This window comes from Streptomyces sp. NPDC059679, from assembly GCF_042734105.1.
In the GTDB taxonomy this organism is placed as follows: Bacteria; Actinomycetota; Actinomycetes; order Streptomycetales; family Streptomycetaceae; genus Streptomyces.
Map to the genome: position 1 here is coordinate 95511 of NZ_JBHWES010000035.1, position 22708 is coordinate 118218.

A 22708-nucleotide genomic window follows, 5' to 3' on the forward strand; every position below is an offset into this window, starting at 1 on the left:
GGCTAACCGCCGCTGCCGTTGGAGGAACCGACGGCTGAGCCGACGTAGGCGTTGACGACGGACAGCGTCCCCTCGAGATACGCGGTCCGGGAGGCGCGGCGCTGGATCTTGCCGCTGGATGTCTTGGGGATGGTGCCGGGGCTGACCAGGACGACGTCCCGTACCGACAGGCCATGGGCCTCGCCGATCGTGCTGCGGATCAGGGCGGTGATCCGGTCGAATTCCGACGCGGCCTCCGGCGCCGCCTCCGCGACGACGACCGGCTGCTCGCCCAGCCCCCCGTCCTCGACGGAGAACGCGGCGGTGCAGCCGGGCCGGAGCGCGGGGTGGGACATCTCGGCCGACAGCTCCAGGTCCTGGGGATAGTGGTTGCGCCCGTCGATCACCATCAGGTCCTTGATCCGGCCGGTGATGAACAACTCCCCGTCCCGCAGGAACCCCAGGTCGCCCGTCCGCAGAAAACCGCTCCTGCCGTCCTTCAGCGACGCCCGGAACACCTCGCGGGTCGCGAGGGTGTTGCGCCAGTAGCCGCGGGCGACGCTTTCTCCGGCGACCCAGATCTCGCCGACCTCGCCTTCGGGGCACTCCTCCAGGCGTTCGGCGTCGGCGATCAGCACCGTCATACCGGGGCCCGGCCGGCCGCAGCTGACCAGTTCCGCGTCCGCCGTCCCGGGTTGCGAACCGAGCGAACCGATATCGGACCTGCTGACCAGCGTCGGCGGCGCGCCCACCGAGCTGCCGCTCACCATCAGCGTCGCCTCCGCCAGTCCGTAGCACGGGAGGAAGGCCTCACGCCGGAAGCCGGCGGCGGCGAAGGTGTCGCAGAACCGCCGCAGCGTCGCGGCCCGCACCGGCTCGGCGCCGTTGAACGCCACCCGCCAAGGCTCCAGGTCGAGACGGTCCATGAGCTCGGGCGTGGCATGCCGCAGGCACAGCTCGTAGGCGAAGTTGGGCGCCCCGCTGGTGTGCGGGCGGTACCGCGAAATGGCGGTCAGCCAGCGCTCGGGCCGCTGCAGGAAATGCAGCGGGGAGAAGAGGGTGGAGGTCCCGCCCAGGTAGAGGGTGTTGAGCACCGGGGCAATGAGTCCCATGTCGTGATACACCGGCAGCCAGCTGACGAAGAGCTCCCCGCCGCACTCCGCGATCGCGTCGGGGCTGTGCCCGAATCCCGCCGTGAGGACCCGCTGGTTGTCCATCAGATTGCCATGCGTCACCGCCACACCGCGCGGAGCCGAGGTCGAGCCGGATGTGTACTGGAGAAACGCGACCGAATCCGGCCTGATTTCCGTAGCCTGCCAGGAACTCTCCGCCTCGTCGGGTATTTCCTCCGTGATGACGCAGATGATGTCGGCCAGTTGGGTAAAGTCCTCCGCCATGCCGTCCAGGGATTCGATGACCTGCCGACCGCCCAGGATCACCTTGACGTCCGCGTCGGCGATCAGGCGCTTCATCCTGGTCAGGGCCCGGTGGTTCTGTCTGCGTCCCTGCGCCGGCACGCCCGGCACCGCGATGACCCCGGCCGCGAGACACCCCATATAGCCGCAGATGAATTCGGCGCCGGGCGGATACAGCAGCAGCGCACGGGAACCGGCGAGACCGCGCTCCTGAAGCCAGGCGCCGATGGCCCGGGAACGCCGGCTCAGCCGCCCGTACGACAATTCCTGAATCTCCCCGTCGCAGTCTCCTGTGGCGAGACAGCGATAGGCGATTCGGTCGGGTTGGCGCGACTCATGAGTAAGCATCATGGTGACCAGCGAGTCAGGCATGGGCATCAGAGTACGGTCGGGTGACCCGGACAAAACGGGGCAGTCCCACGGAGTGGACGCGGGTCCGGGGCAGGTCGGGAGCAGGCCGGGGGCCGGTCCGGGCAGTTGGACCTGCCGGACGAAGTGCCGGCCTCCGGGGGGATCTACGCGCCGGCCATCCCGGTGGCGGGTACGGTGCTGGAGGGACCCTGGCCGGTGTGGTCCGGGACGGGGCTGTGGCATCCCGAGGCCCTGCGTCCGTATCGCATCGGCGACTGGTGGTACCTCATGCTCGCCGAGGGCGGCACCGCGCGCGAGCACTGCGTGCCGGGCCACACCTTCATCGGGCGTCGGCAGCAGCACCCGGACTGCCGGGTGACGGCGCTCCTGGACCCCGGCTCGGCCCGCGCCGGGCTCTCGGTGCGCCTCGACGAGGCGCACCACTACGACCTCGGAAGGCGCGGCGGACCAACCGGCAGCGCCGCCTTCGACTGGTTCGACTACCGGTCGACCGCCGCCGACACCGACTGACCAGGTCTGTTACGACCCTTCGCCACTGGCCCGGCCGCGGCGGCGCAGCAGGAGCAGCCCGCCCGCGAGGGCGGCGACCCCGCCGGCCGCGGCGAGCCCGACCAGCTCACCCGAGCCGGTGGCCGCCAGGGCGCCTCGGCCGCCCTGCGGCCGGGCCGAGGAGGGCGCGGCGGAAGACGACGCGGCGGAGGCGGAGCCGGAAGGGGATGAAGAAGGGGCTGGAGTCGAGGTGCGGTCCCGGGTGAAGCACAGGGTGCCGAAGCCGAGTTGGTCGTAGCCGCCGCTGTTGGGGCCGTAGTCCCCGCCACCGCCCTCCGGGGCGGCCTTGGCGGCGATCCGGGTGATGTACGGCGCCGGCCGGCCCCGGCGCTTGGTGTAGTGGTTGGCGATCATGGCCCAGATGGGCCGGACCATCGCCGGGTCGGCGTCCGCGGCCCTGGTGACGGTCTCCGTCCCCGACCAGACGCCGGGCGCGCCCTTCCGCCGGCTGTAGGGGGTGAAGGGGACGTCCCCGCCCAGGCTCCACTTGGCGACGTACTCGGCGCCCTTGAGGAAGCGGCTGCCGTCGTATCCGTACAGGTCGATGCCCTGGTTCCAGGCCATCTCGCAGACGGTGCCCATCAGCCCGACGCCGAGCAGGGCGTGCCCCTGGTCGCGGCCCGCCTCGACCCATTCGGCGAGGCCGTCGGAGTGTATGACGGGGATGGCGTTCTTGACCGATCCCATGCCCTCGCCGTGTTTGAAGTAGTTCACCGCACGGTCGACCGTGGCGCGGTCGTCGCACAGGATGCCCGTGGCCAGCACGCAGGCCATGGCCGTCAGATCCCAGTTGGCCCAGTAGTTGGTGATGTACGCGCCGTTGTGGCGGCTGAGGAAGTCCTCGCTGACCGCGCAGAACACCTCGCGCTGCATCTTCTGGAAGCGGGCCAGCTCGAACCCCTCGTAGCCGCGCATCAGCTCGGCGGCGTTGGCGAACTGGTAGCCGTACAGGCCCGCCGCGAGAAACCGGTCGGCGGTGCCGTCCAGCCTGGTCAACTTGGCCGACCAGGCGTTGAGGACATCGCGGGCGGTGTCCGCGTGCGCGGTGTCGCCGGTGATGTGCCAGCGCAGGGCGTTCTGATAGGCGGCGTGGACGTCGTTGTAGAGGGTGCGGTAGTTCTCCGGCGAGCCCGAACCCCGGTAGACGGTCGGCTGCGGATTGGCCTTCCAGCCCGCCCCCGCGTGGGGGTTGGCGGTCAGCCGGGCGAACCCCGCCTTGTAGGGGGCGGCCCCCGCCTTCACCTTGGCGGCCATCCGGTCGAGGTCCGCCCGGGTGTGCAGCATCCCCGGGTGCGTGCGCGAAGGTCCCGGCAGCCGAGGCCGGGCCCGCCACGCCGACGACCGTACCGATGCCGCCGGCACCCGCCGCGGCCCCGGCGATCTTCAAGATGTTCCTGCGGCTGATGTCTGCTGCCACTGCTGTGCTCCTCGGGTTCGGATCCGTACGCACAGGAGACGCGGCGCGGCGCGGGCGATAACAGAAAACCGGTGAGCCGAGGAAATCCACCGAGTCAGAACACGGGCATCGCCGTCAGGGCACCGCCGCGCAGCAGAAACACCCGGTTGCCCGCGCCCGCCGCCGTCAACGTGCCGGCTTGGCCCGCGCTGTGCTGCCACACGCCGACGCCGTCCCTGGTCCGTACCGTCGCCAGCCCCGCGCCACCGGACCGGTCCAGGGCGATCCACACGCCGTGCCCCTCGACGACGGGCGGATCCGAGGGCGGCGCCTCGTACGGCAGTGGATACGTCCAGGACTGGTCGCCGTCGGCGAGGCGGAGCTGCCGCAGCTCCGATCCGTCGGCCGCGTACAGCGCATCGCCTGACACGGCGGGCGCGGTCCAGCCGCCCGAGCCCTGGTCGCCGCCCTGGCCATCGCTCTGGTCGCCGGGCGTATCGGAGCGATGGGACCACTTCACCGCGCCGTCGGACAGCGCCAGGGCGGTCAGCGAGCGACCGCCGAGGCAGACGGTGTCCCCGGCGACGGCGGGAGCGAGGGCCTTGGTGCTCTGGCCCTTGCGCGCGGGCCACGCGGCCTGCCCGGTACGGGTGTCGAGCGCCGCCACGGTGCCGTCCGAGCCGCAGACCACCAGCCGCCGACCGCCCACCGCCGCCAGCGCCGGGGCCTTGAGGGAGGTGCGCACCGGCGCCGGCACCGTCCACCGCGGCCTGCGGGACGCCAGCTCCACCGCCCGCAAGCGTCCCTGACGGGTGACGACATAGACCGCCTCCGCGTCGGCGGCGAGCAGCATCGCCACATCGGCGGCGGCCGACCACCGCTGTTTCCCGTCCTCCGCGGGGTCCAGCGCGAGCAGCGTGCCGCGCGTGTCGGCGGCGAGGAAAAGGTCGTGGCTCGGGGCGAGATACCGCGCGGCGGCCGTCGCGCCGGGGACATCCCACCGCCGCCGCCCGTCGGTGACCCCGTACGCCCGCAGCCCGCCGCCCACGGCGCCGACGACGACCACATCGCGCACGGGCAGCGGCGCGGGCGAGTCGGCGGCGGCCGCCCGGGACACCGGTCCCCACAGCGGCCGCGGCGGTGTCCGGTAACCGGACCCGGGGTCGGGCAGCGGTTCGGCGGCCCAGTCCTCGGCCTGTCCGCCGCCGTCGCCGTCCAGCAGCCACCACGCCCCCGCACCGAGCGCCGCCACCGCGGCGGTGGCGCCGACCGCCAGCAGGGAAAGGGCACGGCGACGGCCGGGCCGTGGCGCGACGGTGTCGTCGGTGGGGAAGGCCGCCAGCCGCTCCGCCTCGGTCTCGCGCACGGCGATGTCGTCGGCGAGCGGGCCCGTGCGCCACGCGGGCACGGCTCTGCGCGGCGGCGCGAGGGCCCGGGCGAGCTGTTCCGGGAGTGGCCGGTGCGCCGGGTCCTTGGCGAAGCAGGGGGCGATCACGGCCCGCAGCGCGGGGTGGACGCCGTCCAGCCGGGGTTCGCCGTGCACCACTTCGTACTGCACGGCCGCCACATGCCCGCCGTCGTAGGCCCGCCGCCCGGTCGCCGCGTACGCCAGGACACAGCCGAGGGAGAACACGTCCCCGGGCGGCCCGACCCGCTGCCCCAGCACCTGCTCGGGGGCGCCGTAGCCGGGGGTCACCGGGGCCTGGCCGGTGGCGGTGAGGGTGAGACCGTGTTCGGGCCGGGCGATGCCGAAGTCGATGACGCGGGGCCCGGCCGAGGTCAGCACGATGTTGGACGGCTTGATGTCCCGGTGCACCAGGCCGGTCGCGTGGATGTCCACGAGGGTACGGGCGACAGCCGCCCCCAGCGCCCGCACATCGGCGTCGCCGAGCGGCCCGTATCGTGCCACGGCGCCCTCCAGCGCCGGCCCGGCCAGGAATTCCGTGGCGATCCACGAACGGCCCCCCGAGGAGGCGTCGGTGCTGTTGCCGTCCTGAGCCGTCAGCACCCGGGCGACCCCCTTGCCGCGCACCGCCCGGGCCGCCTGCGCCTCGCGGACGAAGCGCCGGGCCATCTCCTGCCGGTGGGCGAACTCGGGCAGCAGCACCTTCACCGCGGCGGTGCGCCCGGTGCGGTCCCGCCCCAGATAGACCTGGCCCATGCCGCCCGCGCCGAGCACGCCGATCAGACGGTAGGGGCCGAGGCGGAGCGGATCGCCGGGGCCGAGGGGCTTCATGTGTCTCCTGGAAGGGCTCTTCGGGCTGACCGGACGCGGTCGGGCTGACCGGACTCTGTCGGGGTTGTTCTCGGGCTATTCGAGGGGGATGGCGGCGACGACGTTGCCGGTGGCCACGATGGCGCGCCGCGCCTGACGGTGCGCCACGGCGGCCCGTCCGATGCCGCCGTCCTCGGGGGCGTTGAAGGTCCAGGCGGAGGTGTGCCGGGCGAGGTCCACGGCGGATATCCAGCGACGGCTGTCGACCGTTCCGTAGACGTACCTGTCACCGACGAGCGGGGCGCTGTGGAAGTCGGCGGCCAGCCCCGTCGGTCTCTCCGCCCAGCGGAGCTCGCCCGTTTCGCCGTCCAGGGCGACGAATCCGCGGTCGCCCTCCGCCGCGTACACCACGCCGCCGCGGACCGTGGGCGGTCCGTAGCAACGCTCCCTCTCCTCGAAGTCGTCGCCCACCTCACGCCCCTTGCCGAAGCGCCAGGAGATCTTCCCGTCGCTCAGCCGCAGTGCGAAGATCTCGTCGGCTCCGATGTACACATGGGTGGGGGAGAGCGCGAGCTGCCCGCGGGCGGTCCTCTGCAGCGACTCCGGAAACTCCATGCCGGTGGGAACCCTCCGCCGCCACAGCCGGGCGCCTGTCCGGGTGTCCCGGACTTCCAGTGCGAGCCCGTTGCCGGCCAGCAGCAGATGGCGGCCGGAGACCGACGCGACGACCGCGGTGTCGCTGTCGCTCGGCATCGACCGGGCGAACGGCTGCCGCCACCGCTCCGCGCCCGAGCCGAGGTCGAAGGCGAGGAGATACGAGCCCTTGTCCAGGCGGCCGGCCCTGTCGTCGCGGGAGATGGCGTAGAGCGCGTCGGAGGTGGCGGTCAGCAGGGTGGTGCTGAACGGCTCCCATCGCGTGGCGCGCAACACGGCGGCCCCGGGATTGCCGGTCTTCGGATCGACGCGGGTCACGGTGAGGCCGCCACCGTACTCCATGTCCTGGAGGGTGAAGAGCCTCTTCCCGTCCGTGGTCATGGCGTAGCCGGCGTCCATGGTGTCGGAGGTCCACAGCCGGGTGCCGCGCCTCGCCTCCAGAGCCAGCGTGCCGTCGTCCGTGAGCAGGACCACCGCGGAGCCCACGATCTGCGGGGCTTCGCGGAGGCTGATCTCAGGTGTCTCCCGCCGCCACGCCGCGTCCGGTGGCACGTTGGCGGCGCGCGCGGTGGGGCTCGGCCCGGCGTCAGGACCGGGCCCCGAACCGCCACCCCACCGCCACGACCAGGCGGCGTAGCCCGCGCCCGCGAGCGCCAGCGCGCCCCCGCCGGCCAGGGCCAGCGCCGTCCGCCGTGACGGGCGCCGGAGCCGGGCGTCGGACGCCGGGGCGGGCCCGGCGGGCTCGGGGGGTTCGGCGGGCGCGGCCAGGCGCCGCGGGGCGATCTCGTACGCCTGGACGCAGCGCCGGGCGATGTCCGCGAGCAGCACCTCCGGCAGATGGTCAGCGAACTGCCCATCGCTGTCGTGCAGTTGGGCACGCAGCTCGTCCGTGCCCGGGCGCCGCGCCGGATCCTTGGCGAGGCAGCGCCGCAGCACCGGCCGCAGCCCGTCCGGGACCGCGGTCAGCTCCGGCTCCCCGTACCGCACCCGGTAGAGCAGATCGGCCGGCTGCCCGCTGCCGAACGGCCCGGTGCCGGTCGCCGCGAAGACCAGCACACCCGCCAGCGCGAACACATCACCGGCCGGTGTGTGTTCCCCGCCGGTGGCCTGCTCGGGCGACATGAAGGCCGGGGTGCCCGCGGCCCGGCCGGTACGGGTCAGCCGGTCGTCGCCGATGGCGCGCGCGATACCGAAGTCGATGACTTTCGGGCCGAAGGCGGTGAGCAGGATGTTGGAGGGCTTCAGATCGCGGTGGACGACGTCCGAGGCGTGCAACCGGCCCAGCGCCTCGCACAGCGCTGCGCCCAGCGGCCGCACGCACCGCTCCGGCAGCGGGCCGCACAGCGCGACCGCCTCGTCCAGCGGCGGGCCCAGCACATACTCGGTCGCCAGCCACGGGGTGTCGGCCAGCGGGTCGGCGTCGACGACCGCGGCCCCGTACTCCCCGCCGATGACACGGGCCGCGTCCGTCTCCAGCCGGAAGCGGGCGCGGAATTCGGTGTCCGCCGCCGTCCTGGCGTGCATGGTCTTGAGCGCGACCGTGCGGCCGCCGGACGAGCGGCCCAGGTAGACCACGCCCATGCCGCCGGCGCCGAGCCGGGCGATGAGCCGGTACGGGCCCAGGGCCCGCGGATCGTCGTGGGTGAGGGGAGAGGCCATGGTCATCAGTCCACTGGAAGCGCGTACAGGACACGTTCGTTCCGCACCAGGGCCACGCCCGCACCGCAGCCGACGACGGTCCCGGTGTACCCCTTCTCCTCGCCCGCACCCACCGCCGTGAAGCGCCACAGCAGCGTGCCGTCATCCGCGGCGTAGGCGTCGACGGAGCTCGCGGTGGAGGCGAGCACGGTGCGGCCGGAGCCACTGATCGAGGTGACGGGGTACGGCAGGCTGGCCTTGACGGAAACGCCGTTGTCACGCTTCCACTTCAGGCCGCCGTCGGCCGCGTCCAGGGCATAGGTGCGGGCGAGCGAGTCGGTCACATAGAGGTGGGCGCCATGGCGCAGCGCGCGGCCGAACAGGCCGGCCTTCGCGCCGAACGTCCAGGCATGCTCTCCGCCGCGCATCCGAAACGCGCGGAGGTCTCCGGCGAGGGTGACCACCAGCAGGTCCTCGGGGGTGCCGGTGTAGACGGGCGGCTCCTTGCCGTCGGGCACGCCAGGGTACTTCTGGGTCCACAGCTTCCGGCCGCGGCGCCGGTCGACGGCGGTGCAGCCGCCGTCGGCGTCCGACAGCAGCAGGAACTCCCGCTGCAGCAGCGCCTTTCCCTTGCCGGGCGTCCCGGTGGGGAGGGTCCAGCGCTGTTCGCGCGCCTTGGTGTCGTACGCGACGACCCGCCCCCATTCCTGTGCAGCCCGACTGTCCTTCGCGGCCCGGCCGGTTCGGGAGGCGGTGAACCAGAACGTGTCGCCGGACAGCGCGAGCGGCGCCTCGAAGGCGTACGCACGGCCCGGGGCGTAGTCGGCGGCCGACCACTCCACCGCGCCGGTGCGCGCGGAGACGGCCTTGAACGTGTCTCCGGGGATCAGGACCAGCCCGCCGCCGAGGTCGTACATGTCCCCGCGCACCGGGTGGTCGTCCAGGGTCCAGAGTCTTTCGCCGGTGCGCAGATCGATGCCCACCACGCCGCGGCCTGCGGAGTGGACGACGATCCGGTCCCGCCAGATGAGCGGCGGACTCCCCTTGGCGCGATCGCCGACCCGGGCCGGGAGCTCGGCGCGCCACAGCGGCTTCGGCGCGACGCCCGGAAAGCGGGTACGGCGGGGTCTCGGCCGCGCCCGGTCCTCGTCACCGGAGGCGGCGAAGGCGGCGACGCCCCCCAGGGCCAGCCCGGCGACGGCCGCCGAGACACCCACGAGGAGCGTACGGCGACCGGTGGCAGGGGCGGCCGGGTCGGGCGCGGCGGTGGGCGGCTCGGCCGCGGCGGCCTCCGCCTCCGCTTCGGTCTCCGCAGCCCGGACCGCGGCTTCTTGTCGGTCGATCGCCGCGGTGACGGACGGCGGCAGCCAGCCGGGCGCGGGCGGCGGGGCCAGCTCGGCGGCCAGCTCATCCGCCCGGGGCCGCCGCCCGGGGTCAGGCGCGTACGCGGCGGTGATGGCGCGGCGCAGCGACGCGGGAAGCGCCTCCAGCGCCTCCGGCGCCGGCTGCGGGTGGCCGGTGGCCGCGTACGCAAGGACGGTGCCCAGCGCGAAGACGTCCCCCGGCGGCTGTGGCCACCCGCCCGTCCGCTGCTCCGGCGGCACGGACACCGCTGCCCGCCCCGTCGGCTGCCGGTCGGATGTCGCCGCCCGCGCGGCGCCGTAGCCGAGCAGCCGGGGGCCGTCGGCCGCGAGCAGGACGGTGGCCGGGGAAATCCCGGCGTGCACCCACCCGTTGGCATGCGCGCTCGCCAACGCCCGAGCGAGCGCCGCGCCGAGCGCCCGCACGGTCGGCTCCGGCAGCCGGCCCCCGGCGGCGGCGAGCGCCTGCGGCAGTGGCACGGCCGGAACGTAGCCGGTGGCGACCCAGGGGAGTCCGGGCCCGTCGGGGGCGACATCCACCACGGGCGGTACGGCGGGGCCGGTCAGCCGCCGCGAGTTCGCGGCCTCCGAACGGAACCGGACGCGGAACGCCGTGTCCTGCGCGAGAGCGGTGGGTGGCACCGCCAGAACGACCGGGTGGCAGGGGGCCGTGAGACCCACCGCGAGGCAGTACCGCGTGTGGTCCGCGTCCCAGTGTGAACCGGCGATGACACGATACGGGCCGACGCGTTGGCGCGGCTCCATCCATCCCCCTCGGTCGCCCGCGGATCTCCCTGCCATGGGGAGCTTAGGCGACGGCCCTGGTGCTGGATTCATCGGCCGGGTCACTCAACCGGCAGCGCGTACGCGGACTTGTGGCTGAGTACGATCGCGACCCCGCCGCCGAAGGCGAGCAGCTTCCCCGGGCCCGAGCCGAGTCCGCCGGATGCGCCGCTGACGTCCGAGAACCGCCACAGGAACGCGCCGTCCGCGGCCCGGAAGGCCGTGGTCTCGGTCGAGTTGACCGCCAGCACCGTCTTGCCGGACGGCGTCACCAAGGTCTGGATGTCCGCCAGCAGTTCGACCGTCAGGAGCTCGGGGTCGGTGTGCCACACCACCTCGCCCGTCCTCGCGTCCACCGCGGTGACGGCGGACTTGCCGTCCGCCACGTAGACCCTGCCACCGCGGACGGCAGGGTTGCCGAACGCCGCGGCGTCCGACCGGAGTCGCGCGGTCCATTTCCTTGTGCCGTCGGGGAGGCCGAGGGCCCGCAGGGTGCCCTGGCCGTCGGTGACGAGCGCGCTGCCCGGCGCGAGGGGGGTCACGTCGGTGTCGAGCGTGACGCCGTCGTATGTCCTCGTCCACAGCCGGTGGCCGTCGCGACGGCCGAGGGCGACAAAGCGCTTGGCGTCCGTCCGCTCCCTGCCCTGCCCCTCGCCGATCGCCTCGGGTATCACCGAGGCGTCCCCCAGCGGCAGCGGGCTCACCAGCCGTCGTTTGCCGGGGTCCACCGGGGTGGCGGTGAAGCGCTCGGGGAGCGGGCTGCGCCACCGCTCCCGCCGGGCGCCGACGTCGTACGCGACGACGGATGTGGTCTTCCGCACCAGGTCCTCGCCCCGGCTGGTGACGGTGAACCAGACGACACCGGCGCGGACGTCGAGCACCTGCTTCAGCTCGCCGCCCCTGCTCTCGTCGTCGTACTTCCCCTCCCGCCAGCGCATCTTCCCGCTCCGCGCGGACAGGAAGCTGGACGGACCTATGCCGGGGACCATGATCAGTCCGTTGCCGACATCGACGGCGGGGCCCGCCGCCACGCTGTCCGCGGTCCACAGCCGCTTGCCGGTGCGCAGGGACAGGCCGAAGACCTGGGCGCCGGCGACCAGCACCACGATCTCGCCGCGCCAGACGACGGGGCCGGCAAACGACGCGTCGTTCACGCGGTACTCCCACAGCGGAACCGGCGGGACTCCGCGGATCGCCCGGGGACGCCGCGCGGGGTGTTCGTCGTCCCCGAGGCCGATGGCGGTGACGGCCCCGAAGCCGAGCGCCCCGCCGGCCACTCCGGCCGTGGCGCCCGTGAGCAGCGTCCGCCGGGACGGGCGACGGCCGATGCCGGTGGCCCGGGGCGCGGTGTCGGCGGTGTGCAGCGGTCCGGGCGGTGGGCCGGGCTCGGGCGGGCGGGCTTGTGGCGGGCGGGCCGCCGCGGGCTGCGCGGCAGGGGCGGGCTGCGCCGATGGGGCGGCCTGTGCGGCCGGGGCCGGGGCGGCTGAGTCGGGCTGTGCGGCCGGGGGGTGGGTGGCCACGGGCCGGGCGGGTCGGGCGCTCGGCCCGGCGTCGACCGCGCCCTCTGTGCCCTCTGTGCCCTCCGCCTCCGTGGCCAGCACCCGTGCCGCCTGCCCGGCCATCGCCGCGATCACCCGCCCCGGCAGCCAGCCCGGTCCCAGCAGGCTCTCGGCCCCGCCCGCGCCGCCGTCCAGGACAGTGGCCGTCGGCCCGCCGCCCGGCAGCGTCGCCAACTCGCCCGCGGGGGCGTGCGCATCGCTCGTGGCATCCCGTATCAGCTGCGCCAAGAGCGCGGCCGCGCTCGGCCGGGCCGCGGGGTCCGGGGCCAGGCAGGCCGTGATGGCCTCGCGCAGCGGCTCCGGCAGTTCACCGGGCGGGGCGGCCAGCCGCCCGGTCGCCGCGTACGAGAGGACCGTCCCCAGCGCGTACACGTCTCCCGGCGGACGCGGGCGGCCACCCGTCAACTGCTCCGGTGCCGTGCACTCGGCCACCAACCCCGGCAGCCCGGAGCGGTCCTGACCGTCCGGCGCCACCGCGCGGACCGCGCCGAACCCCGTGATCCGCGGCCGGTCGCCGACCAGCACCGCCCACGGCGTGAGCCCCGCGTGTGCGAGGCCCGCCGTGTGCAGCTGTGCCAGGGCCTCCGCGACGGCCGCGCCCAGCGCGCGTACGGTCCGCTCCGGAAGCGGCCCCCCGTATGCCACCAGCGCTTCGGGCAGCGGCAGTCCGGGCCGGTACGGACGGGCGCGCCAGACGGGCCGCTCCCGCTCGGCGGACACCTCGGTGGCGGGCGCCGGCCATCCGATGCGAGCGGCCAGCCGGCACGCCTGCTCGGCCTCGGCCCGGAAGCGGGCCCCGTACGCCGCGTCGTCGTCGAACTGCCCCAGGGGCGTGGTGACTTCGACCGTACGGTCCCCGCCCACGGGTCGGGCGAGGTATCTGCGCTCGACCGCGGGGACGTCGTCCAGGGCCGCCTCCAGACGACCGATGAGCACATACGGGCCCACATGGCGCGGGTCGTCGTAGCGCAGGGGTTCCATCCCACTCCCGTGTGTGGCGTACGAAGCATCAGGAGGCTATCTGCTTCGCACGGGACACGGCTCGCGGGGCGTATACGGCCCGGGCGTATACGGCCGGGACTTACCAGGCAACCGGGAGCGAGGTCACCCCATGGATCAGCCGGCCGGACGAGCGCGGCACCTCCTCCGGCGGAATGGCCAGCTGGAGGGTGGGGAAGCGGCGGATCAGGCTGTCGAAGACCACCTGCAGCTCCAGCCGGGCCAGGCCTGAGCCTATGCAGTAGTGGGCGCCGTAACCGAACGTCAGATGCTGGTTGGCCGACCGGGCGACGTCCATCGTGTCCGGGGTGCCGAAGTGGCGCACATCACGGTTGGCGGAGGCGAGGGACGCGAGCACCGCGGTGCCGGCGGGCACGAGGGTGTCGCCGAGCTTCACATCCTCGAGGGCTATGCGCAGTGTCGCCTCATCGCCAGGGGGCGCGAACCGCAGCAGCTCCTCCACGGCCGCCGGGATCCGACCGGGATCGGCGCGAAGCGCTTCGAACTGTTCACGGTGTGTCAGAAGCGCGAGGACGCCGTTGCCGATCTGGTTGGTCGTGGTCTCATGGCCCGCGATCAGCAAGGTGATGCCGAGATGGAGCAGTTCCTCCTCGTCGAGCCGCTCCTCGTCCTCTTGGTGGATCGACACGAGAGCCGAGAGCAGGTCATCGCCCGGTGTCTTCCGCTTGGCCGCGATGAGCGCGCCCAGGTAGGTGCTCAGCGCGACGTGTGCCGCGACGATCTGCTCGGTCGGCAGGGAGACGGTCGACAAGACGGTGCCCGACCACTCGGCGAATTTCCCGCGGTCGTCGACCGGCACGCCGAGGAGCTCGCAGATCACGGTGACGGGAAGCGGAAAGGCGAGGGCGGGCACAAGGTCGGTCGGTGCCCCCTTCTCCTCCATGGTGTCCAGCAAGTGGTCGGTGTACTTCTGGATAAGCGGACGGAGGGCGGCGACACGGCGCGCCGTGAACTCCCGGGACACCAGGCGCCGCACCCTGGAGTGCTCCGGATCATCCATACTGAGGAGATTCTTGGCGTTCTGCGGTTCTGTGCCGATTCGCGGAGCGTTCGGCTTGGTCGTCGCCGCTCGACTGAAGCGCGGATCGGACAGCACCGTACGAACGGAGTCGTAGTCGGTGATGAGCAGGGCGCGGTCACCGCTGGGCATCTGGATGCCGGCCACCGGCGTCGACTCCCTGAGCCGCTTGTAGTGCGGACAGGGGTCAAGCGCGGTGGGGCGCTCGAACGGGTAGTTGAGAACGTCCGGATCGGACGAATTTCCGGTCATGCCTTATATCCAATTCGGTAGGGACCGGGATGACACGCCGTGAGAAACGCTTGAGGTCGGCTGAAGCCTAGTCGGACTCAAGCAATTGCGCCAGGGATCCCTGAACGATCATGCTATGCGGAAGGGTGTCACGCAGAAGCGGCTCACCTGGAGCAATGCGCGTGAATGCGACAATTATGCTGAGGGCTGAGCTCGGGATCGCCGGCCGAATCGTTGCGCGGGCAAGGTGAGCGATATAGCGTTCGAGGGCTGGCTTACGGGGGTTGCGGCGGCGGATCGGGGGTACGCCTGTCGCGTGAGGGGAACGGGGGCGAGCTATGGGCTATGAGTTTATCCTGTTCATGGCCGTCGTGGGCGGTGCTTTATCGTTCGCGGCATGGTTCACGGTCAAATGGCGGGCGCGTGATCAACTTCCGCATCCCGCGGCCTGGGGGATCGCCGACAGCCGCTTGAATGTCGCGGGCACCGGCGTCCTGATGGGTGGCGTCATCTACACGGCCTATACGTTCCTGGCGGCGCCCGGGCTCGCCTACGCCCAGGGTGGATTCGCCTTCTTCACCCTCGTTTACACGGTACTGCTGATTCCGGTTTCCTTTGTGGTGCTGCCCCGGCTGTACCAGGAGTACGCTGCTCGTTCCGCCCTGACCTCGGCCGACTACGTCCGGCACCGCTACGGCTCGCACGTCCTGGGGCTCGTCGTCGCACTGACCGGGATCGTCGCCACCATGCCCTATCTCGCCCTTCAGATCGTCGGCCTGGCGGACATCCTCAGCGTCCTGGGGGTAGATTTCCGCGACGGATCGGGTTTCCTCGTGATGGCCGTGCTGTTGACACTGTGCGGCATCGTCACCTTCCACGATGGATTGCGATCGATTTCCGTCCTGGCCATGGCCAAGACCTTCCTGCTCGCGGCTGTGACGATATCTCTCGTCGGCTTGGTGGCGGTGCGGGCCGGAGCTCCGGGGCAAGTCTTCTCCGAAGCGGGCGACCGCCTTGCCGATCGGAGTTTGTCGCTCGCGGTCTCACCAAGTATGAGACCCGCCTATATGACCCTCGCTTTCGGCTCGGCGCTGGCCCAGCTGATGTATCCCCAGATTTATCTGTCGGCCTTCGCCGCGCGCAGCAAGGACACCCTGCGCTCGGCCATATTACTGCTCCCGGCATGGACGGCATTGCTGGGCCTCTTCGTCTCCTTTGGCGTCGCCGCCCTTGCCGTAGGCGTCCACGTGCCCGCCACCAACACCGACCTCGTCATTCCCCGGCTCATCGACGCCCTCGCCCCCGACTGGCTGCAGGCCCTTCTGCTGGGCGGACTGGCCGTCGCTCTCCTCGTACCCATGTCGGCCATCTGCGTCGGCATTTCCTTGTTGGTTGTGCGTAACGTTTACTGTGAGTACTTCAACCCGTCGGCCACGCCCAAACACGAGGTACGGGTCGCCCGCTTCTCATCCATCGTGGTGATCGCCGGCGCCTTCTCCTTCGCACTCGCTCTGGCTCCGCAGGACGCGATCAACCTCCATTTGCTGGGCGGCATCTGGATACTGCAGCTCTTCCCCGCCGTAGCACTGTCCCTGTTCACGACCTGGTTCCACCCGTATGCCCTTCTGGCGGGCTGGGCAATAGGCATCGGGTCGGGAACGGGAATGTCGGTATGGCATGGGTTCCATACGATCGTCGACCTCGGCTTCGGCGCCCATCGGATCCCGGTATACGTCGCCGTCGGAGCCTTCGCCTTCAATCTGACGGCTGCGGTGCTGCTCACACCGGTCTGCAACCGGTGGTGGCCCCGCCGCGGCACGGATGCCGAGCAGGCCGGCCCGCCGCGACGACGCGGCTCCCGGTTCGCGATAAGAGTCCACTGATCAGGGAGAAAGAGATGAAACCGCCCAAGCATGAGTTGCTTGGTGATTCCCCGTCCGGGCCCGCCCTCGACGTGGCACCGCTGTCCCAGACACAGCCGGTCACCGTGGAGCAGACCGACACCGCCGGAACACAGCGGCGCGCCACCGCCCCCGAAGGCGCCATCGAACCCCTCTTCCAGGTCCACCACTCCCGCCTGCTGCGCCTGGCGACACTGCTGGGCGCCGGGGCCGATGCCGAGGACGTCGTCGCCGAGGCCTTCTACCAACTCAACCGCCGCTGGTCCCGGCTCCGCACCTCGGAAGCGGCCGCCGCCTATCTGCGATCCACCGTGTGCAACCTCACCCGGATGCGCCACCGCCACCTCAAGGTGGTGCGCCGCCATGAACAGCGCCCCATCGATGAGCATGTGCTCTCTGCCGAACAACAGGTCCTCCTGAACGACGATCAGCGGTCGGTCGTGGAAGCACTGCAGACATTACCCACGCGCCAGCGCCAGGCCCTGGTGCTCCGCTACTGGCTGAGCCTGTCGGAAGCGGAGATAGCACAGACAATGGGCATATCCTGCGGCGCGGTCAAGTCCCACACATCCCGGGGGATGGCCAAGCTCGAGGCGATCCTGAAGGGAGCCGGCGCATGAACTCCGAGATGGAGGGGCGCCTGCGGGAAGCGCTGGAAGGCTTCGCCGACTCCGTACGGGAATCGCCGACCGCCTACCAGGAGGCGCAGGACCGGTGGCGCTACTTCGAGCGCCGCAGACGGACAGTCATCGCCGTCGTCGTGCTGCTGCTGGTGGCCATCGCCGTGGCCGTCGGCGTATGGGTGCTGTCGAGCGCGACCGCGAGCGCCCATGTGATTTCCACCGGCTCGTTCGAGAAGGCGACCATACCTCCCGGTATCCCGCTACGTGTCGACCAGCGAGCCTTGCGGGTGTTTTGACCCGGTGCCGTACCGTCGTCCGAACAATCCTTCGCAACTCGCGGCGGAAACCTGTAAACCGAAGCGCCACCTTCGGCAACTCACACCCGGGCAGCCGAAACGAGGGCATGCGAAACGATGAGGAAGGAGGGCCCGGCGCACGGGGTGCTGCCCCGGTACTCGGCTTGCGCGCGCCACTCTTCAACAGGGGGAAGTCAGCCACCGTGGACGCAGAGAAATCGGTTCAGGAGCACCTTCGTACGTTGGTGCACGACCACTCCTACCACCGAATCCAGCCGCGACTCGCCCAGATCTTCTCGTCCGGGATCCTCACCCCGAGACCGGGAGCCACCGGCGCGGACCGACACCAACTCACCTACGCACGCCTGCGCCACCTCACCGAAAGCGTCGACGCCCGCACTCCCCTCCTCGGTCGGCGCGACCTGCTCTTCCCACTGCTGGAATGGGCCGCCATCGCCGACCCCTCCCTCTTCTACGCGTTCTTCCTGCACCACTGCACCGTCGTCGGGGCCATCCGGGAGTTCGGCAAGGACCAGGACGGTCTGGAGGACGTGCTGGCCGATCTGGGCTCGACGTCAGTCGTCGGCGCCCTGCTGATGACGGAGCTCGGCCACGGCAACAGCAACGCCGCCGTGCGGACCGTGGCCTCCTACGACCACGACCGGCGCGAATTCACCATCAACACCCCCGTCCCCGAAGCGGTGAAGTACCCGCCCAGCGTCGCCGCCGACGGCATACCCCGCCTCGGCATCGTCACGGCCCGGCTCATGGTCGGCCGGCAGGACTGCGGAATCTTCTGCTTCGCCGTCCCCCTGCGCGACACCACCGGTCCCCGCCCCGGCGTCCGCATCGAACCCCACGACTCCTCCCCCCTGCTGCCACTCGACTGGGCCGCCGTCTCCTTCGACCACGTGCGCATCCCCTACACCCACTGGCTCCGCGACTCCGCCGCCATATCCGACGACGGCACCTTCACCGACCCCCTCAGCACCCCGGCTATGCGCTCACGGCAGGCATCCCGCCTCATCCGGTACGTCTGGGAAGGAGCGGCCGTCGGCCTCGCCGCCATCACCCGGGCGAGCGCGGCGATCGCCGTCCGCCACGCCCACGTACGCCACACCAACGGCACCTTCGCCGGTTTTGCCCCGGACATGCCCGTCATCCGCTACCGCAACCAGCAGCGGACCCTCTTCGGCGCGCTGGCCTCGGCCTACGTGGCCGCCATGGCGGCCCGCGTCATCGCGTCCCCCGAACCACTGGGCGGGACGGCCGGCGGCATCCGGACACTGTTCACCCTGAAGGCCGTCATCGACCAGATCGCCGAGCGGGTCACCGCCGCCGGCCGTGCGGCCACCGGTGTGCTCGGCTTCAGCCCGAGCAACCGGCTGCTCGAATACCAGGGCCTCGCCCACTCCTTCAACGCCGCCGGCCTCAGTACCCAGGTCCTCTACCTCAACGCGGCCTGGACCATGGCCCTGGGCCTGGACTACGAACCCCCCGCCGACGACACCCCCGGCCGCAACCCCACAGCCACCGCGGCCGAATGGGACCTGGCGGACCCGGCCCTGTGGGCCACGCTCATCGGCGCCCGCGAACGGCGCCTCCACCAGGAGCTGACCGGCGAACTGGGCAAGGCCCGGGAGAACGGCCTCAACGAATTCGACGCCTGGAACGACCGGTTCGAACTCGCCGAACGCACCGCCCAGGCCCACGCCCAGCGCCTGCTGGTGGACATCGTCCGCACGGCGACCGACGGACTGCCGGACGGCCCGACACGGCAGCTCGCCCAGCGGCTGTGCGCCCTGCACTTCCTCAGCGACATTCACGACCACAGCGGCTGGTATCTGACCGAAGGCCTGCTCACCGCCGACGACATCAGACGGATCCCCGGCCTCCTGAACCAGCTGTGTGACGACATCGCCCCCCACGCACTGGACCTGGCGGACGCCCTCGACGTGCCGTACGACGTGGTCGGCGCGCCCATCGCCCACGCCGACTACGTCTCGGCCTACACCCAGGCCTTCGCCGCGCGGTGAACACGGCCCTGCAGCCCGGCTGACCCGCCACCGCGCCGCTCCCCCTTACCCACACCCTCTCTCCCTCTCCCGGCACGCCCTCTTAGATACAGATGGTATCTATCCCTCCGCATCCCGGAAGGCCGTAGCACGCCATGCCAGAAACCTCGGAGAACCCGGCAAGCCGCACGCATGGATCGTCCAGCGAACCCGTCGCCGTCATCGGCATGGCCTGCCGCCTGCCCGGCGCGCCGAGCCCGGACGCCTTCTCCCGCCTGCTGCGTGACGGTGTTGACGCGATCACCGAGGTCCCCGCCGACCGATGGGACGCCACCGCCCACTTCGCCGAGGAGCCGTCCGCCCCCGGCAAGACCAATTCACGCTGGGGTGGATTCCTGGACTCGGTCGACACCTTCGACCCCGCGTTCTTCGGCATCTCCCCGAGAGAAGCCGTCGCCATGGACCCACAGCAGCGGCTCGCCCTCGAACTGGGCTGGGAAGCGCTGGAGGACGCCGGCATCGTGCCCACCACACTGGCCGGCCTGCCGGTCGGCGTGTTCGTCGGGGCCATCTGGGACGACTACGCGACCCTGGCCCGCCGCCAGGGCCTCGGCGCCATCAGTCAGCACACGATGACCGGCCTGCAGCGCGGAATCATCGCCAACCGCCTGTCGTACGTGCTCGGCCTGCGCGGCCCCAGCATGACCGTGGACACCGGTCAGTCATCCTCCCTCGTGGCCGTCCACCTGGCCTGCGAAAGCCTGCGCAGAGGAGAAACCGCGCTCGCCGTCGTCGGCGGCGTCAACCTCAACCTCGTACCCGAAAGCGCGGTGAGCATCGCCAAGTTCGGCGGCATGTCCCCCGACGGACGGTGCTTCACCTTCGACGCGCGGGCCAACGGCATCGTGCGGGGCGAGGGAGGCGGACTCGTCGTCCTCAAACGACTCTCCGAGGCCATCGCCGACAAAGACCGCATCCACTGCGTCATCCACGGCAGCGCCGTGAACAATGACGGCGGTGGCGACGGCCTCACCGCCCCCGACCAGAGCGCGCAGGAAGAGGTGGTGCGGCAGGCGTACCGGAACGCCGGGGTACGCACCGCCGACGTCCAGTACGTCGAGCTCCACGGCACCGGCACCCGGCTCGGCGACCCCATCGAAGCCCGCGCCCTGGGAGCCGTCCTCGGCGCCGGACGCCCCGCCGACGACCGGCTGCTGGTCGGCTCCGTGAAGACGAACATCGGACACCTTGAGGGAGCCGCCGGCATCGCCGGTCTGATCAAGGCCGCACTCGCCATCAGGGCCCGAGAACTGCCTCCCAGCCTCCACTTCACCACCCCCAACCCCGACATCCCGCTCGACGAACTGCGCCTGGAAGTCAACACGGAGCCGAGCCCCTGGCCATCGCCGGACCGACCGCTGATCGCCGGGATCAGTTCGTTCGGAGTCGGCGGGACGAACTGCCACGTGGTGCTGGCCGAATGGGACGGCGTGACCGGGGGAGGGGCGTCTGAGGGCGGAGCGTACGGGGGCGGGGCGTACGGGGGCGGGGCGGCTGATGGCGGGACGGTTGAGGGGCGAGAGGTGCTGCCCTGGGTGCTCTCAGCGAAGAGCGCCGCTGCGCTCAAGGGCCAGGCCCGGCGTCTGCTGGAGCACATCGGGGCCCAGGCGCACGGGCAGGCGTCCGTGGCCGACCTTGGCCACGCGCTCGTCGCAACCCGGGCACAGTTCACACACCGAGCCGTCATCCGGGCCCACGACATCGAGGGATTCCGGGCGCCACTCGCGGCACTGGCGGCAGGCCACCCCGCGCCAGGGCTGACCCAGGGCACGGCCCTCGGACCGACCACCCGCACCGTGTTCGTCTTCCCTGGCCAGGGGTCCCAGTGGGTCGGCATGGCCGTCGAGCTGATGGACAGCTCCCCGGTCTTCGCGGAACACATCCGCCGCTGCGAGGAGACTCTGGCACCGTACGTCGACTGGTCGCTGACCCATGTGCTGCGCGGAGGCTCGGAAACCTCCCCGGAACTGTCGCTGGACCGGCTCGATGTGGTGCACCCCGTGCTGTTCGCCGTCATGGTGTCCCTGGCGGCGATGTGGCGGTCGTACGGCGTCGAACCGGCGGCGGTCGTCGGCCATTCACAGGGTGAGATCGCGGCGATTCACATAGCCGGAGCCCTGCCACTCGAGGACGCGGCCCGTCTGGTGGCCCAGCGCAGCAAGGCATTCGCCCTGCTCGCCGGCCAGGGCGGCATGGCGTCCGTCGCGCTCCCGGCCGCGGAGTCGGAGGAGTTGCTGCTGTCCCGGTGGAGCGGGCAGCTGTCGATCGCGGCGATCAACGGACCCGGTACGGTGACCGTCTCCGGGGACACCGCGGCGCTGCGCGAACTGGTCGAGCACTGCGAGGAGCACAGCATCAGGGCGCGGCTGCTGCCCATCGACTGCGCTGGCCACTCCGCACACGTCGAGCGGATCCGCCGGCCGCTGCTGGACCTGCTGGGAACGGTACGGCCCGCTTCCTCGGACATCCCGTTCTACTCGACGGTCGAGGGCCGCTGGATGGACACCAGCGAGCTGGACACCGAGTACTGGTATCGCAACTCCCGGCAGACCGTCCGCTTCGAGCCGGCGATCCGGGCGCTTGCCACGGCGGGTTACGAGACCTTCGTCGAAGTGAGCCCGCATCCGATCCTCGCCGCGAGCGTGCAGGAAGTCATCGAGGACGTCGGCAGCGCGGCCATCGTGGTCGGCTCGCTGCGGCGTAACGCCGGCGGCCCCGACCAACTGATGGACATGCTGGCCCAGGTCCATGTCCACGGCACCCCCGTCGACTGGGACGCCGCCTTCGCCGGCCGTACGACGCGCCGGGCCGAGCTGCCCACGTACGCGTTTCAGCGCAGGCGGTACTGGCTGGAAGCCCCTGCGGCTGAGGCAGCCGACGCGGCCCACGAAACCGTTCAGCGCGAGTGGGACGCGAGCGAGAACACGGAGGGGAATGACGGCGCGGGCGGGGACGAGAAGGTTGCCCCGGCGCCGGAGGCCGCACTCCTCGAGGCGTGGGCCGAGCTGAGCGACCAGGAGAGTCATAGCGCGGCACTGGATCTTGTGCGCACGTATGCGGCCATCGTGCTCGGCTACGACGCGCCCGACGATGTGCCCTCACAGGCCGCCTTCCGGGAACTGGGGCTCGACTCCATGCTGGCCGTACAACTCCGGAACGAGCTGAACGCGGCGACGGGGCTGCGGTTGCCGACGACGGTGGTGTTCGACCATCCGACACCGGTCGCGCTGGCCGGCTTCGTACGTTCCGAGGCGCTGGGACTGCGAGCGACGGAGGCCGGGCCGGATGCGGCGACTCCACGGGCCTTGGGGGCCTTGGGGGCCGGGGCTGAGGATCCGATCGCTGTGGTGGGGATGGGGTGTCGTTTTCCGGGCGGGGTGGTGTCTCCGGAGGACTTGTGGCGGTTGGTGGTGTCGGGCGGCGATGCGGTGTCGGGGTTCCCGGAGGACCGTGGGTGGGACTTGGAGGGGTTGTTCGACCCCGATCCGGACGCCTCGGGGAAGTCGTATGTGCGTGAGGCCGGGTTCTTGCATGCGGCGGGTGAGTTCGATGCGGGGTTCTTTGGTATTTCGCCGCGTGAGGCGTTGGCGATGGATCCGCAGCAGCGGTTGCTGTTGGAGACG

11 protein-coding genes and 2 pseudogenes are annotated in these 22708 nt (G+C 71.7%); 6 read left to right on the forward strand and 7 right to left on the reverse strand.

The annotated features are described in order from the left end of the window. Positions 1-2: 2 nt before the first annotated feature. The gene (locus tag ACFV2X_RS31700; RefSeq protein ID WP_385623058.1) at positions 3-1766 is read right to left on the reverse strand and encodes a fatty acyl-AMP ligase; all 1764 of its coding nucleotides are present in this window, start codon (positions 1764-1766) and stop codon (positions 3-5) included. A 126-nt stretch (positions 1767-1892) separates the two neighbouring features. On the opposite strand from ACFV2X_RS31700, the pseudogene ACFV2X_RS31705 reads away from it, so the two are divergent. Further along, positions 1893-2213: pseudogene (locus ACFV2X_RS31705) on the forward strand (hypothetical protein); the annotation flags it as partial. Between the two features lie 72 nt (positions 2214-2285). Here ACFV2X_RS31705 and ACFV2X_RS31710 read toward each other — a convergent pair. The 6 genes and pseudogenes from ACFV2X_RS31710 to ACFV2X_RS31735 all read right to left on the reverse strand — a co-directional run bounded on the left by ACFV2X_RS31710 (position 2286) and on the right by ACFV2X_RS31735 (position 14211). After that, positions 2286-3732: pseudogene (locus ACFV2X_RS31710) on the reverse strand (alginate lyase family protein). Between the two features lie 94 nt (positions 3733-3826). Continuing rightward, the gene (locus ACFV2X_RS31715; RefSeq protein WP_385623060.1) at positions 3827-5947 is read right to left on the reverse strand and encodes a serine/threonine-protein kinase; all 2121 of its coding nucleotides are present in this window, start codon (positions 5945-5947) and stop codon (positions 3827-3829) included. A gap of 75 nt (positions 5948-6022) precedes the next feature. Continuing rightward, positions 6023-8239: a PQQ-binding-like beta-propeller repeat protein gene (locus ACFV2X_RS31720; RefSeq protein ID WP_385623062.1), complete on the reverse strand. Its 2217-nt coding sequence runs from the start codon at positions 8237-8239 to the stop codon at positions 6023-6025. 5 nt (positions 8240-8244) lie between these two features. Further along, positions 8245-10344, reverse strand: a complete 2100-nt coding sequence (locus ACFV2X_RS31725) for a PQQ-binding-like beta-propeller repeat protein (RefSeq protein ID WP_385623065.1) — start codon at positions 10342-10344, stop codon at positions 8245-8247. An 80-nt stretch (positions 10345-10424) separates the two neighbouring features. Beyond that, entirely contained in the window at positions 10425-12902 is a 2478-nt protein-coding gene (locus tag ACFV2X_RS31730) for a PQQ-binding-like beta-propeller repeat protein (RefSeq protein WP_385623067.1), read from the reverse strand. Positions 12903-13002: 100 nt separating this feature from the next. After that, positions 13003-14211: a cytochrome P450 gene (locus ACFV2X_RS31735; RefSeq protein WP_385623070.1), complete on the reverse strand. Its 1209-nt coding sequence runs from the start codon at positions 14209-14211 to the stop codon at positions 13003-13005. 317 nt (positions 14212-14528) lie between these two features. Here ACFV2X_RS31735 and ACFV2X_RS31740 point away from each other — a divergent pair, with 317 nt between their 5' ends. The 5 genes from ACFV2X_RS31740 to ACFV2X_RS31760 all read left to right on the forward strand — a co-directional run. After that, positions 14529-16073 (forward strand): sodium:solute symporter, encoded by a 1545-nt coding sequence (locus ACFV2X_RS31740; protein WP_385623072.1) that lies wholly within the window; start codon positions 14529-14531, stop codon positions 16071-16073. Positions 16074-16087: 14 nt separating this feature from the next. Beyond that, a complete protein-coding gene (locus ACFV2X_RS31745) occupies positions 16088-16711 on the forward strand; it encodes an RNA polymerase sigma factor (protein ID WP_385623074.1) in 624 nt (207 codons plus the stop codon). Further along, positions 16708-17010 carry a hypothetical protein gene (locus tag ACFV2X_RS31750; protein WP_385623077.1) on the forward strand — a complete coding sequence of 101 codons (303 nt, stop codon included), beginning with the start codon at positions 16708-16710 and terminating at the stop codon, positions 17008-17010. The genes ACFV2X_RS31745 and ACFV2X_RS31750 overlap by 4 nt, the downstream gene beginning before the upstream one ends. A gap of 203 nt (positions 17011-17213) precedes the next feature. Then, on the forward strand, positions 17214-19046 hold the full coding sequence (locus ACFV2X_RS31755) for an acyl-CoA dehydrogenase (RefSeq protein ID WP_385623080.1): 1833 nt from the start codon (positions 17214-17216) through the stop codon (positions 19044-19046). 134 nt (positions 19047-19180) lie between these two features. After that, a partial coding sequence (locus ACFV2X_RS31760) for a type I polyketide synthase (protein WP_385623083.1) occupies positions 19181-22708 on the forward strand: 3528 nt, incomplete at its 3' end.

Coding starts and splice junctions, on each gene's coding strand:
- ACFV2X_RS31700 (WP_385623058.1), bottom strand. CDS start 1,766: ATGCCTGACTCGCTGGTCACCATGATGCTTACTCATGAGTCGCGCCAA.
- ACFV2X_RS31750 (WP_385623077.1), top strand. CDS start 16,708: ATGAACTCCGAGATGGAGGGGCGCCTGCGGGAAGCGCTGGAAGGCTTC.
- ACFV2X_RS31715 (WP_385623060.1), bottom strand. CDS start 5,947: ATGAAGCCCCTCGGCCCCGGCGATCCGCTCCGCCTCGGCCCCTACCGT.
- ACFV2X_RS31735 (WP_385623070.1), bottom strand. CDS start 14,211: ATGACCGGAAATTCGTCCGATCCGGACGTTCTCAACTACCCGTTCGAG.
- ACFV2X_RS31730 (WP_385623067.1), bottom strand. CDS start 12,902: ATGGAACCCCTGCGCTACGACGACCCGCGCCATGTGGGCCCGTATGTG.
- ACFV2X_RS31745 (WP_385623074.1), top strand. CDS start 16,088: ATGAAACCGCCCAAGCATGAGTTGCTTGGTGATTCCCCGTCCGGGCCC.
- ACFV2X_RS31720 (WP_385623062.1), bottom strand. CDS start 8,239: ATGGCCTCTCCCCTCACCCACGACGATCCGCGGGCCCTGGGCCCGTAC.
- ACFV2X_RS31740 (WP_385623072.1), top strand. CDS start 14,529: ATGGGCTATGAGTTTATCCTGTTCATGGCCGTCGTGGGCGGTGCTTTA.
- ACFV2X_RS31725 (WP_385623065.1), bottom strand. CDS start 10,344: ATGGAGCCGCGCCAACGCGTCGGCCCGTATCGTGTCATCGCCGGTTCA.